At 62.1% G+C, this 12,679-nt stretch carries 13 protein-coding genes; 5 read left to right on the top strand and 8 right to left on the bottom strand.

Annotated features, from left to right (window positions below):
* Positions 1-97: 97 nt before the first annotated feature.
* The 8 genes from IPK17_RS38330 to aac(3) form a co-directional block, all read right to left on the bottom strand.
* On the bottom strand, positions 98-1,117 hold the full coding sequence (locus IPK17_RS38330) for a BMP family lipoprotein (protein ID WP_343423027.1): 1,020 nt from the start codon (positions 1,115-1,117) through the stop codon (positions 98-100).
* 213 nt (positions 1,118-1,330) lie between these two features.
* Positions 1,331-2,254: an ABC transporter permease gene (locus tag IPK17_RS38335; protein ID WP_343423028.1), complete on the bottom strand. Its 924-nt coding sequence runs from the start codon at positions 2,252-2,254 to the stop codon at positions 1,331-1,333.
* On the bottom strand, positions 2,251-3,147 hold the full coding sequence (locus tag IPK17_RS38340; RefSeq protein ID WP_343423029.1) for an ABC transporter permease: 897 nt from the start codon (positions 3,145-3,147) through the stop codon (positions 2,251-2,253). The genes IPK17_RS38335 and IPK17_RS38340 overlap by 4 nt, the downstream gene beginning before the upstream one ends.
* Before the next feature lie 6 nt (positions 3,148-3,153).
* On the bottom strand, positions 3,154-3,414 hold the full coding sequence (locus IPK17_RS38345) for a hypothetical protein (protein WP_343423030.1): 261 nt from the start codon (positions 3,412-3,414) through the stop codon (positions 3,154-3,156).
* Between the two features lie 142 nt (positions 3,415-3,556).
* The gene (locus tag IPK17_RS38350; protein ID WP_343423031.1) at positions 3,557-4,138 is read right to left on the bottom strand and encodes a DNA-3-methyladenine glycosylase I; all 582 of its coding nucleotides are present in this window, start codon (positions 4,136-4,138) and stop codon (positions 3,557-3,559) included.
* A gap of 176 nt (positions 4,139-4,314) precedes the next feature.
* A complete protein-coding gene (gene ada, locus IPK17_RS38355; RefSeq protein WP_343423032.1) occupies positions 4,315-5,361 on the bottom strand; it encodes a bifunctional DNA-binding transcriptional regulator/O6-methylguanine-DNA methyltransferase Ada in 1,047 nt (348 codons plus the stop codon).
* Positions 5,362-5,661: 300 nt separating this feature from the next.
* Complete coding sequence (locus IPK17_RS38360) at positions 5,662-6,630, bottom strand: DUF1152 domain-containing protein (RefSeq protein ID WP_343423033.1); 969 nt, start codon at positions 6,628-6,630, stop codon at positions 5,662-5,664.
* A 78-nt stretch (positions 6,631-6,708) separates the two neighbouring features.
* On the bottom strand, positions 6,709-7,548 hold the full coding sequence (aac(3), locus tag IPK17_RS38365; protein WP_343423034.1) for an aminoglycoside 3-N-acetyltransferase: 840 nt from the start codon (positions 7,546-7,548) through the stop codon (positions 6,709-6,711).
* Between the two features lie 136 nt (positions 7,549-7,684).
* Between aac(3) and IPK17_RS38370 the strand changes: the two genes are divergently transcribed.
* From IPK17_RS38370 to IPK17_RS38390, 5 genes are all read left to right on the top strand, one after another.
* A complete protein-coding gene (locus IPK17_RS38370; protein WP_343423035.1) occupies positions 7,685-8,422 on the top strand; it encodes a MerR family transcriptional regulator in 738 nt (245 codons plus the stop codon).
* An 86-nt stretch (positions 8,423-8,508) separates the two neighbouring features.
* The gene (locus IPK17_RS38375) at positions 8,509-9,492 is read left to right on the top strand and encodes a 2-dehydropantoate 2-reductase (RefSeq protein ID WP_343423036.1); all 984 of its coding nucleotides are present in this window, start codon (positions 8,509-8,511) and stop codon (positions 9,490-9,492) included.
* Positions 9,489-10,310, top strand: a complete 822-nt coding sequence (locus tag IPK17_RS38380; RefSeq protein ID WP_343423037.1) for a DUF4037 domain-containing protein — start codon at positions 9,489-9,491, stop codon at positions 10,308-10,310. Before IPK17_RS38375 ends, IPK17_RS38380 begins: the two co-directional genes overlap by 4 nt.
* 264 nt (positions 10,311-10,574) lie before the next feature.
* Positions 10,575-10,850, top strand: a complete 276-nt coding sequence (locus IPK17_RS38385) for an FHA domain-containing protein (protein ID WP_343423038.1) — start codon at positions 10,575-10,577, stop codon at positions 10,848-10,850.
* Positions 10,741-12,582, top strand: coding sequence for an FHA domain-containing protein (locus tag IPK17_RS38390; protein ID WP_343423039.1), 1,842 nt, complete (start codon positions 10,741-10,743; stop codon positions 12,580-12,582). The genes IPK17_RS38385 and IPK17_RS38390 overlap by 110 nt, the downstream gene beginning before the upstream one ends.
* Positions 12,583-12,679: the final 97 nt, after the last annotated feature.

A 12,679-nucleotide genomic window follows, 5' to 3' on the forward strand; every position in this document is an offset into this window, starting at 1 on the left:
GGTCGGAGTGGGGGTCAGAAAGCGCCACCTCGCCCTACAAAAACACCCCCTACAACCCTCTCCAACCGGAGAGGGGGCAGGGGTGAGGTTATCTCACTTACGACGCCGGGGTCGCTTCCGGTTCCGGCGGCAGCACGACGATGTCGCCCGCGATGATGCCGGTGATCAGTTCGTCAATCTGCGCGCTGATCGCGGTCACGGTTTCTTCATCCAGCCCCGTTGATTCGCTGATGTCGACCGTCAGGCCGCCATTTTCGAGCGTCAGGGTGTAGGCTTCGCCGCCGAGCACGCCTTCTTCGAGGTTGGCGATGATGTCATTGAGCACGACTTCCCAGTGATAAACCTGGAAGCTCACGCCAGCTTCCGCCGCGAGGTCGGCCTGGCTCGACTGCGTGCCGAACCACAGCAGTTCGTTTTCCTGTGCCACGCCGATCGCGCCGACGACCATCTGCGCCGACCCGGTCAGGACGTCCGCGCCGTTCTGAACGTGCGCGTTGGCGGCTTCAGTCGCCAGCGGGACATCGCTGAACGAGCCGATATAGGTCACGTTGACGGTGGCTTCCGGATCCGTCGCCAGCGCGCCGTTGACGAAACCATCAACATAGGCCTTGGCATCGCCCACTTCAATCGGGCCGACGACGCCGATGATGCCGCTTTCGCTCAGAGTCGCCGCGACTGCGCCGTTGACGTAGCCGCCTTCAGCCGCCGCCGCCGTGTAGGCGTACACATTGTCGAGGCCGAACGTGTTGACGTCGGTGCCCCACGCGAACGACACTTCGGGGAATTCCGGCGCGAGTTCTTCGATGATCGAGCCATACTGCGAGCCGTGCGCGATGATCAGGTCATATTCGCCCGACGCCGCCCAGTCACGGAGCGCGACCGCCGCATCGTCGACCACGAACGTGCCTTCCTGGAAGTCGAACTGGAATGCGTCTTCACCCATCTCGGCCTGTACGCGCAGCAGAGCGTCGTACATCGATTGGCTGAACGCGAGATCGTTGGTGGCGCTCGGCGCGACCACGGCCACGCGGAACACGTCATCTTGTGCCGAAACGCTGAGGACACCCATCATCAGGACGACCACCAGCAGGAGACCGAAACGAACCATGTTCTTCATCTTCTAACTCCCTAGGCTGCAAATGCTCTGAGCACTGGAACGGGGATGTCTCCCCGCTGATCCCACTATCAATGCAGGACTGAGGTGCGAGGACTGAGGACTGAGTAAAAACGAGATCGTAGGGAAATTATCTTGGCATCCGGCGTAGTGGATGTGCAAAAGGTTGTCCCTATCGATTTCTCAGTCCTCAGTCCTTCATTTTCTCAGTCCTGATTACGACTCGCCGCGTTCGAACGGCTTGTTGAGCGCGTCGGGCTTTTCCGTCTGCCGCGACGCAAACACCAGCGCGATGATCGTGATCACATACGGCGCCATGACCGCGAACTCGGTCGGGATTTCGATGCCGATGGCGCTCACCTGCAACTGGAGGGCGTTGACGAAGCTGAACAGCAGCGCGCCCACCAGCACGCCGTAGGGTCGCCAGCGCCCGAAGTACACCAGCGCCACGGCGATGAAGCCGAGGCCACCCGTGATGTTCTGCTGGAACACGTCAAGCAGCGCAATCGACAGGGACGCACCGGCCATGCTCGCCAGAATGCCGCCAATCGTCACGGTCGTATAGCGGACGCGCCGCACGTTGACGCCCATCGCATCCGCCGCCTGCGGGTTTTGCCCCACCGCGCGAATCGACAGGCCGAAGCTCGTCTTGTTCAGAATGTATGCTGAAATCGGCACGAGCGCGAACGCCACGTACACGAGGAGATTGTGATTGAAAAAGATTTCCCCGATCACTGGAATGTCGGACAGGACGGGGAAGTGAATGCGCGGGAAACCGTCCACCGACTGTGGCGTGCCGACCCACTTCTGAAACAGCAGTTCGCTCATGCCGAGGCCGAACAGGTATAAACCAATACCGCTGATGCCCTGTTCCGCTTTGAGGGTCACGCTGACAAACGCCATCGCCAGACCGAGGATTGCCCCGACGATGATGGCGACGAGCACGCCGAGCAGCAGGCTGCCCGTGGACAGCACGGCATAGAACGAGAAGAACGCGCCCATCAGCATGATGCCATCCACGCCGAGATTGAACACGCCGCTGCGCTGCCCGAACATCTCGCCAATCGAGGCGAACAGGTACGGCGTGGCGAGGCGGATCATCGAGGCGAAAACGCCCGCGGTGAGAATGTCGCTGATCATGGCTGTGTCTCCAACTGGGCGACGGGCGTCGCGGTGGCCGGGGCAGTGGCGCTGAGCGCGCGGCGTTTGGCGCGCCACGTCACGAAGATTTGACTGCTCACGACGAACACGACGATCAAGCCGTTGATCGAGGTGATCATCGAGGCGGGGATGCCGAGGTCGCGCTGCATTTTCTGTGCGCCGACCAGCAGCCCGCCGAAGAAGACCGAGGCGGGGATCGCGCCGAGCGGATTCAAGCCGCCGAACAACGCCACGACGATCCCATTGAAGCCCGCGCCCGCGGTGAAGCCCGCCGCCGAGCCATCCGTTTGCAACCGATATTGGAGGCCGAGCACCTGCACGACGCCCGCCAGCCCGGCGCACCCGCCCGCCAGCAGCATCGCCAGCACCATCTGGCGCTTGTCGCTGATGCCGGCGTAACGCGCCGCGCGCTCATTCGCGCCGACCGCGCGAATCCGGTAGCCGATGGTCGTGCGCCAGAGCAGCACGTAGATCAGCACGGCGAGCAGCAGCGCGAGGATCAAGCCCCAGTGCAGGCGCGTGCGCCCAAAGAGTTCGACGCCGTCGCTCAGCGTGAATGACAGGCGTGGCAGTTCCGCCCATTCGACGATGCGCGCCGTCTTGGGAATGTGGTTCATCCCCGCTTCGCTCGGGTCGAGCAGCACGCCGTTGAGCAGGTAGTTCATCAACTGCACGGCGATCTGGTTGAGCATGATCGTGCTGAGGATTTCGTTGACGTTGAAATAGGCTTTGAGCACACCCGCGATGCCCGCGTAGACGGCCCCCGCCGCAAACCCGCTGATCAGCGCGAGCGCAATGATCACCCAGCCCGCCGCGTTCGCATTGCCCAGCGCCAGCGCCACCGTCACGCCCATCACTGCCCCGGCGATCATCTGGCCTTAGCCGCCGATGTTGACCACGCCGCCGCGAAACGCCACGCAAATGCCGATGGCGACGAACAGCATGGGAATCGCCTTGACGAGCGTTTCAGCCGTCGAATTTTCTTTGCCGAACGCGCCATTCCATAGGGATTGGAAGGCTTCGATAGGATTGGCGTTGAGCGCGATCAAGAGGAGGGATGCAACCAGCAGCCCGGCGAGGAGGGCAAGAAAGGGGGGGAACACATCGAGTGTTCGACTAAGCAGGCGCTTAAAGACCATACCGTATTCCGAACGTTAATGTCTGTTTAATTATGCTGCGGATTGTAACGCGAAATACGTCAGTAACCACCACAAGTGTAACTATTCTTTTGTGAGATTTAACCCATGTTTATGATTGTCGACAGCTATTGTTTTGTAAGATTTAACCCATTTGGGCGATTTCGGCATGGCGAAAACAGTCAACGGTGTGATCATTGACTAACCCGGTGGCCTGCATCATGGCGTAGCAAATCGTTGAGCCGACGAACTTAAAGCCGCGCTTGAGCAAATCCTTGCTGATGCGCTTCGACAGGTCGGTTTCAGCGGGGATCTCGCTGAGCGACTGCCAGTGATTGTGGATTGGTTGGCCGTCGACATAGCCCCACAGATAGTCGGAGAACGAGCCGAATTCGCGCTGCACCTCGAGGAATTTCTGGGCATTGTTGATCGTCGAGGCGATCTTCAGACGGTTGCGCACAATGCCGGGGTTCGCCAGCAGTTCCGCGACTTTCGCCTCGTCGTAGCGCGCCACGACCGCCGGGTCGAAGCCGTCGAAGGCGGCGCGGTAGTTCTCGCGCTTGCGCAAAATCGTGATCCAGCTCAAGCCCGCCTGTGCCCCTTCCAGGCAGATGCGCTCAAACAAAGCTGAATCATCGCCCTTGAGCGGCACGCCCCATTCTTCATCGTGATATTTAACGTAGAGCGGGTCAGCGCCGCTCCAGGCACAGCGGATCAGAGTGGTCATACGTGACGATCTCCTTGCGGTATCACTTTACGTCAGTATATGTCAATTCAGGGTGGTTCTGTTACGACGAGCCAACAAGTAGGGCCGCGCAACGGCGCGTCCGGTGGGTCTGAATAAATGAAACGGACGCCCCGTTGGGCGTCCCTACGAACATGCTACCAATTATCTGAAGCGTTTTATCCCTGTTTCGCTTCCCGTTCCAGCAGCAGACGCTTGCGCTCGACGCCCCACTTATACCCGGTGAGCTTGCCATCCTTGCCGATCACGCGGTGGCACGGGATGAGGATCGCCGCGTGATTGCTGCCACACGCCGACGCGACCGCCCGTACCGCTTTGGGATTGCCCAGCGCCGCGGCGATCTCGGAATAGGTGCGCGTTTCCCCGCGGGGGATGCGCCGTAGTTCGTCCCACACGCGCCATTGAAACGCGGTCGCCTGAATATCCAGCGGCAGATCCGGCGCGGGGCGCGTGCCCTCGACCGTGTCGAGAATGGCGTTCACCGTCGCTTGCAGCGCTTCGTCGTCGCGGAGCAGGTGCGCAGCGGGGAATTCGCCCGTCAGCGCAGATTCCGCCGCGCGTTCATCGTCGTAGATGCCGATGGCGCATACCCCGCGCTCGGTCAAGCCGATGAGCAGCGCGCCGAGGTAGCAGGTCGCCACTGTGTAGCGAATCGTCGTGTCGGGCGCACCGTCGCGATACGCTCCCGGCGTCATGCCGATCAGACCGTCGCTGTACACGCGGCTGGGCGAGCCGAAGCCCGCTTCGTAAATCGCCTCGGTGATCGTCGTGCCGTTCTTCAGACTGGTCTTCAAGTGATCCATCCTTCCCATTTGGGCGTACTGGTGCGGGGTGATGCCGAGCGTCGCTTTGAACATTTCGCCGAGATGTCCGGCCTCATAGCCGAAGTGCTCGCCGAGCGCCTTGAGCGTCAGCGCCTCCGGTTGATCGATGTGCGCGCGGATGTGGTCGCACACGGCCTGCACGAGACTCAAGCGCGGGTCGGTGATGCGGGCTTGCCGCGGATGGCAGCGTTTACATGGGCGAAACCCGGCGTCCTCGGCCTGCGCGGGCAGCGTGAAGAAGACGACGTTTTCGCGTTTGGGCAGGCGCGACTTGCACGAGGGGCGGCAGTAAATGCCCGTCGTCGCCACCGCGTACACGAATTCGCCGTCCGCCGCGTGATCGCGGCTCGCCAATTGTTCCCACTGCGTATCAGTGTGCATGTGCCACTCCTCTTCGTGTACCTCCCCCGCTCGTAGGCACTCTGCTGCGAACCCTGTTGTCTCCCCTCCCTGAATTCGGGGAGGGGTCGGGGGTGGGGTCAGCTTTTCAAGATACGCCTATGGTACAGGATTCGCTGATGCGGCTCTATCCGTTTTCGGGGATGCAATTTTTAAGGTGGATTGGCAACTTGTGACTGCTGTAAATTTCAGCCTCAACCCGGTTCGCGTCGCTCAACCGCCCCTCTCCCTTGGGAGAGGGGCAAAGAACCGTCAGGTTCTTGGGGTGAGGCTTGGACGTTCCTAGTACGGCAGCGACCGGCGCGCACGCGACGGTGTGCTGGCGATGAAGTGCGCCGCCAAGTGCATGGCTTCCTGCTTGTTGTGCGTTGTGAGTAGGCGGTTACGCAGCAGATTGCGCGCGATCACTTTGTTCGCGTCGAAGAACCAGTACTGCGCCATCAGCGGTGAGACGAGGATCGGCACGAGGTTGCGGTGCTGCGGGTACATCTGATAGTTGCCGAATTCGCCGTGCACCGCGGGGATGATCCGCGTGCTGATGTGGCTGGCGGTGTGCTTGGGCTGTTCCCACACATAGCGACAGGCCGCCTCGAACTGCTGAAAAGCGGGCATCTGCTTGACCAGCGCGCACGAGCCGTAAAACGCGTCCGCTTTGAAAAGCGCCGCCATGTTTTCGAGCGCACTGTAATGGCACACCGCCTCTTCGACTTCGGTGCCGAAACCGATGCATGCCAGAATCTTGACGGGCACATCCAGCGGTTCAACCGCGATCAGCGAGAGCGTATCCTCGACAATCGTGCCCGCGCCTGACTCATCGCCGCGCATGATCGAATCCACGCCGCCATCCACCAGCAAAATCGCGTCGATGGCGAGATGTTCGACCAATGTCTTATACGCGTCGATCAGCGGGAGCGCGCCCGTATTCGCGAACATCCAGATCGTCACCGCTTCGCCGTGCACGTCGCGGAACCACTGCGCGAGGTACGGCTCGGGACAGTAAGTCAGCGGCACTTCGACCTCGCCCTGCGCCCCGATCAACAGATTGGGGATGATTTTCTCCGTTTTGCTCATATAACTGGTGAGCTCGAGATCGGCGAAGCTGAAGTTGGCCAGATGCACGGTTTTGCCCTGCTCGCGCAGGGTGAAGTAGATCGGCAGCCCGGCGAAGACATCAAAGCCGCCGCCGGCGCCCGCGATGAGAATGTTTTGGGAGGACTGGAGTTGGTCGAGGATGGGCAGGTTCAAACGCATGAGAGGAGTCTCCTGAGTAATGCCTAAATTATACCCCGGCTCGGATCTCCCGTGTCGCTCGCCGATGGCCGGGCCTGACTAATCCTCATCGGGGAGTGGTCCCCGGTAATGCTGCTGCATCCACTCGATCGCGAAGCTCTTCAAGCCGTCGGCGGGAAACAGATAGGCCTGTGCCTCGCCCACGGTGCCCTTGCGGGCATTCGCCGTCGCCGCGAAAGCGCGCCCGATTTCTAAGAAATAGTCTTCCACGCCAAAATCGGCAATCCCATCGGTCGTATCAAATTCCTCAACGTCGACCCACACTGTCTTGCCAGCTTGGAGTATGGGCATCTGATATTGATCAAGCTGCTTAGACGGCAGCTCGACAAGCTGCTCAGCGTGGTGCACCAGCGTTAGGTTAGAGAGCGGCGCGCCCAGCACCAGAACGCGTCCATCCGCCGCACACAGTCGCCCCAGCGGTGAATCGACCCCGAAGCCATAGTGCCGGGGATGCACTTCGGTCAACCAGGTCGCTTTATGACCAACCGCAACAAACGAAGCGAGTGGGTGCGTGCTGCGTTGTGCTCCTTCCCATGTGCGCAGATATTCGGCGAGGATGCTCAGTTCGCGGTGATCGGCAGGACTAGTCTCCGGGTCAAAGGGTGGACACTCGTCCAACCACCGCTGCTGTTCCTCATCGCTCCACTCGTCAAGCTCATACGGGTTGCCCTCCCAACTCGCCAGCATCATCAACGTGCCTTCAGCGGTCAAGACATCAAAGATCGCCTTGAGTACGACTTGTGGTCCGCCGACCATCCAACCGATCGATTTCACTGAGACATGCAGGAGCACGGTATCGCCCGCCCGCAGCCCCAACCGCCGCAAATCGGCGCCCAGTTGGCTGCGGACGACTACGGGTTTTGCAGTTTCATCTTGCATGACACACCGCTTTCTATCCCATCTCATGTTCAAACCGGCACGATTGCTTGATTATATGCGGAACTGGGGCTTGCCCCTGACGTAACGTAACCCTGTAGACTCTGAATGCAATCAGGGGCTTGGGGAGGGCTGCACCATGCAGAGAACGACTTATCACGTCGGCGAATTCGCCGACCTCGCGGGCGTGACGGTGCGCACGCTGCGCTACTACGATCAATCCGGGTTGCTGCGTCCGGCGCGGCGCGGCAGTACACGCCAGTATCACCAAACTGATCTGCTGCGTTTGCAGCAAATTCTCACGCTCAAAGCGCTCGGTTTTTCGCTCAACGAGATCCGCGACCTGCTCGAAGACCCGCACTACGATCTACGGCGCTCGTTCGCCATTCAGCGTGAGGCAATCCATGCGGAAATCGAACGCCTGCAGAAGGCGCTTAAGGGGCTGGACTTGACTATCGCGCACCTCGACGCAACCAACCAGATCGACTGGCACGAGATCGCCGTCATCGTGACGGCGCTGAATGCCGACTACAAGCAGGAATGGTCGCGGCGCTACTATACCGATGAGCAGCGCGCCCGGTTCGCGCAGGCCACGCCCGCCGAAGTCGAAGCGGGGACGAGCGGTTGGCTGCAGCTGACTGAGGATTACAAAGCGGCGCGGCATTTGCCGCCGGATCATCCGCAGGTGCAGGCGCTCGCCGCCCGGCAGGTTGAACTGGTGCGCGCGTTCACGCAGGGCGACCCGGAGGTCGAAAAGTCGCTCAAGGCGATGTACGCCAACTTCGAGAGCATCCCGCCGGAATTTCGCCTGTTCGACCGCGATCTGCTGGAGTACATGGGCGAGGCCGTGCGCATCTATCAGGAGCATAATCGGTAGACTAGCAGGGCCCCCCCGCGGGGCCTGGCCGCGCCCCCGGGCCCGCCGCCCCGGGGGCCCGGGTACAATCACACGCATCAGGCGGCGTGTTCGCGGAGCGCGAACGCGGCAGCAAAGGAGTCGAAGACCTGATGAAGTTTGTGATGGTGGGCAGCGGCGCGGTCGGTTGCTATTTCGGTGCGCGGCTGCTGCTGGCGGGACATGACGTCACTTTTATCGCGCGCGGGGAGCGGCTGCGCGCTTTGCGGGAGCAGGGGATCACGCTGGTGCATGGCGACGAGCCGACATCGATCCCGCATGTCCACGCAACCGACACGCTCGCGGATGTGGATGCGGTCGATTATGTGTTTCTGGGCGTGAAAACGTGGCAGGTCGCAGCAGCGGCGCAGACCTTCAGCGCGCTGACGAGCGAACACACGCGCTTTCTCACGCTGCAAAACGGCGTCGATGCGCCGCACGAAGTCGCGGGCATGGTCGGCGCGCGTCGGACGCTCGGCGGCATTGTGCGCGGCTTCTTCGAGATGACCGACCTGACGACGGTGCGCCATGTCGGTGTGCCGCCGACCATCATCTATGGGCAGATCGACGGCGGGCGTTCCGCACCAACGGATCAGCTTCTGCGACTGCTCACCGAAGCGGGCATCAACGCCGAACATTCGACCGACATCGAAGCCTCGCTGTGGGAGAAATTCCTGCTCGTGACCGCGTTGAGTGGTGTCGGGACGGTGACGCGCTCGACCGTTGGCGAATTCCGCGCGTGTGCCGAGACGCGCCACATGCTCTACGGGGTGCTGGTCGAAATGGCGGCGGTGGCACGGGCGCGCGGCGTCCGCCTGCGTGACGATGCCGCTGACCGGACGCTGGCCTTCATTGATACGTTCCCCGCCACGGCGACCACCTCGCTGCACCGCGACCTGATCAATGGGCTGCCCTCCGAACTCGAAGCGCAGACGGGCGCGGTCGTGCGGATGGGGCGGGAGACGGGCGTGCCTACGCCGATCAACCAGTTCATTTATGCGAGCCTGCTGCTGCAAGAAGCGCGCAACCGCGCCGGGATGAAGCCAAAATGACCTTGACCAAACTGGAACTCGCGCGGCAGATCGCGGCGCGCTACGCGGAAATCCCGCTCGTGCGGGCTGTGGCTGTCAGCGGTTCGACCGCCTCGCAGGCCGCCGAACCCGGATCAGATATCGACATGTATGTCTATGTGGAGCGCGCCATCCCGCTCGATCAGCGCATGATCGCCGCGCAGCCGTATAACCCCGACGCCGAATTCGACCTGCAGTTGTTCGAGACGACCGACAACTACGTGAACGCCGAGACCGGCTATCCGCTGGATGTGCTGTTCCGCTGGGTCTCGTGGACGGAAGGCGAGATGGCGCGCATCTTTGATGAGCCGGTCGGCTGGCTCGGCTATACCACCTCGGTCTGGTACAACATCAAAATTGCCCTCCCGCTGTTTGATCGCGACGGGTGGTTCGCGGGCATTCAGGCCAAAGCCAAGCAGCCATACCCGGAAGCGCTGCGGCGCGCCATCATCGAGAAGAATACACTCGTCGCCCGGCGCACCATGTTCTCGTATATGCAGCAGATCGAGAAGGCGGTCAAGCGCGGCGATCTCGTGAGCGTGAATCACCGGATCGCGGCGCTGCTTGCCAGTTATTTCGACATTCTGTTTGCGCTCAACCGCCAGCCCAACCCCGGCGAAAAGCGCCTGATCAGCTTTGCGGAGACGCTCTGCCCGCTGCGACCGGAGCAGATGCGCACGGATATCGAAGCGGTGCTGCGGCTCGGCGGCACGGGCGACCCGGCGACCACTGCCGCCGCCCAGCACCTGCTCGATCAGCTCAACCCGCTGCTCACGGCAGAGGGGTTCACCGCGGTCTAGACAGCAACCCTTTTTGCAGATGCGCTGTTCTCACCTCTCCTCTAGGAGAGGGGCCGGGGGTGAGGCTGCCTGTCCCGAATTCAGGTGAGGGTGGGGGAGGCGGACGCGCCGTTGCGCGTCCGCCTCCCCTAGATAGGGATGGCTTGCGGAACAGGCAGGGTGGGGGCGCTCTTCTTTACGCACCGCTTACCCACCGCTTTTGCCAGATTTTCCCCATCGCGCTAGAATACACACAGCGTTTGCAAGCGGTAGGAGCGGTGATATATGGCAGCATACGGACGGCTGGACGTGTTCTTCCCGGATGGGCTGTTCAAGACATACCTGCTCACCGATCCGAACACGACCATCGGACGCTCAAATACCAGCACGATCCCCATCGACGACGAAACGCTCGCGCTATCACGTCAATATCACGCTGAAGAACAGCGTCGTGTACATCGCCGACATGGAGTCGGAGAACGGCACGTTCATCGACGGCAGTCGTCTCGAAAGCAACACCGCGACCGAACTCAGCGGCGGCGAAGAGATCATGATCGGTGACCTGCGCATGATCTTCGCGACGCTCGACGACAGCCCCACGCGCCCCATTGAAGTGCCCGAAGAGACCACGCAGCGCGTCGACCTACCCGATGCCGAGTTTTACATCGAAATCGCGGATTCCTATCAGACGGTCGCGCCGGGGGCGCACATCTCCACCCGCGTCAGCATCACCAATGAGGGCGAGAAAACGGAACGCTTCGCCATCGAAGTGACCGGGCTGCCGCGCGAATGGCTGCGCATCGACAAAACCGAAGTGGAGATCTCGGCGGGCAAGAGCGCCGAGATCACCCTGAGCTTCAAGCCGCTGCGGCGCAGCGACAGCCGCCCCGGCGATTACACCGTGCAGATCGCCGTGCGCCGCAAAAGCCAGCCCGATCTTGTGCTGCGCGGGAGCGTCAATCTGTTGGTGCTGCCGTACAGCGGTTTCGGGATGGCGTTGGACAAGAGCCGCCTCAAATCGGGTGACCGCTTTCGCCTGTTTCTCCACAATCAGGGGAGCGCCCCGCTGCCGCTGACGATCAGCGGGCGTGACCTGAGCAACAGTCATTTGCTCATTAAGCTCGTGCCTAACCGCGTCGAACTCGCACCCGGTCAGCGCGTGGTGGTGCAGGGCGACGCGCGCCCGAAAAGCACCCGCCTCTTCGGTGACGCTCGCCAGCACAGCTTTGATTTGCTCGCGCGTTCCGGCGACGCCTCCGGTTTTCTCGTCTCGGCGCGCGCTTATGTCGATGAGAAGCCGCCGCTGCCCGCGTGGTCGGTGTTCGCGTTCGGCGGCCTCGGCGTCGCCGTGATCGGCATCTTCCTGATCGGCCTGCTGGTTCTGCTGCGGCCCTCTACCGCCACGCCGAGCATCACGCAGTTTGACGTGAGCGCCGAGCGCGTTGCGCAGGGCGATCCGCTCACCCTGTCGTGGATGGTGCTGGACGCCGACTCGGTCGCCATCACGCTGAACGGCGCGCAGGTTATGCAGACCGACACTGACGAGAACAACATTCAGATCGACACCACACCGTTCACGCCCGGCCCCGTCACGTTTGGCCTGATCGCCATGAACGGCGATCAGCAGGTGCAGGAGACGCGCACGGTCGAAATCTTTGTGCCGCTGCGGCTGCTCAGCTTTGCCTACAGCCCGAATCCGCTCGTGCGCTACGTCAACCAGACGATCACGCTGCGCTGGGATGTGCCGCAAGCGTCGAGCGTGCGGATTGTCGGCTTAGAGGGCTTCAGCACCACCGAATCGATTGATACGGCCTTCAGCGCGTCTGACGAGCTGTCGCTGACGGGCATCATCACCACTGCTGACCCGCTCACCGTCACGCTGATTGCCGAAGGCGCGGGCAGCACGACGCCCTTAGAGCAAACTGTCGCGCTCGACGTGATCGACCCGCAGTGCACGACCGCCGCGGGCGGCGTCACACTCTACGATGGGCCGAGCACTTCCGCGCAGGTGATCGGCACGATCCCCGACGGCGGGTTCGTCACGGTCAACGCGCAGGACCCGAGCGGCGCGTGGCTGCGCGTCGTCTTGAGCGGCGGCGTTCCCGGTTGGGGGCAGTTGAGCGCGTTTCGCTGCGCGGTGACCTTCAACACGCGTGACCTGTTCCGCGAGTTGATCGTGCCGACGGCTGTGCTGCCCGCCACCCTCCCGCCGACCAGTACCGGGACGCCGACCGCGACGCTCCGCCCCACGCGTACACTGCGCCCGACGTTCACCCCGACGCCCGCAGGCTGAGCGGTGGACAATCACCCTATGGCGGACGCCCCGTTGGGCGTCCCTACACATGACGCCGGACACGCACAAGCGTGTCCGCTTGCTGCCTAACGGACTG

It is taken from the genome of Candidatus Flexifilum breve (assembly GCF_016713355.1).

Coding starts and splice junctions, on each gene's coding strand:
- IPK17_RS38345 (WP_343423030.1), bottom strand. CDS start 3,414: ATGGTCTTTAAGCGCCTGCTTAGTCGAACACTCGATGTGTTCCCCCCC.
- IPK17_RS38370 (WP_343423035.1), top strand. CDS start 7,685: ATGCAGAGAACGACTTATCACGTCGGCGAATTCGCCGACCTCGCGGGC.
- IPK17_RS38380 (WP_343423037.1), top strand. CDS start 9,489: ATGACCTTGACCAAACTGGAACTCGCGCGGCAGATCGCGGCGCGCTAC.
- ada (WP_343423032.1), bottom strand. CDS start 5,361: ATGCACACTGATACGCAGTGGGAACAATTGGCGAGCCGCGATCACGCG.
- IPK17_RS38335 (WP_343423028.1), bottom strand. CDS start 2,254: ATGATCAGCGACATTCTCACCGCGGGCGTTTTCGCCTCGATGATCCGC.
- IPK17_RS38385 (WP_343423038.1), top strand. CDS start 10,575: ATGGCAGCATACGGACGGCTGGACGTGTTCTTCCCGGATGGGCTGTTC.
- IPK17_RS38340 (WP_343423029.1), bottom strand. CDS start 3,147: ATGATCGCCGGGGCAGTGATGGGCGTGACGGTGGCGCTGGCGCTGGGC.
- IPK17_RS38350 (WP_343423031.1), bottom strand. CDS start 4,138: ATGACCACTCTGATCCGCTGTGCCTGGAGCGGCGCTGACCCGCTCTAC.
- IPK17_RS38330 (WP_343423027.1), bottom strand. CDS start 1,117: ATGAAGAACATGGTTCGTTTCGGTCTCCTGCTGGTGGTCGTCCTGATG.
- IPK17_RS38360 (WP_343423033.1), bottom strand. CDS start 6,630: ATGCGTTTGAACCTGCCCATCCTCGACCAACTCCAGTCCTCCCAAAAC.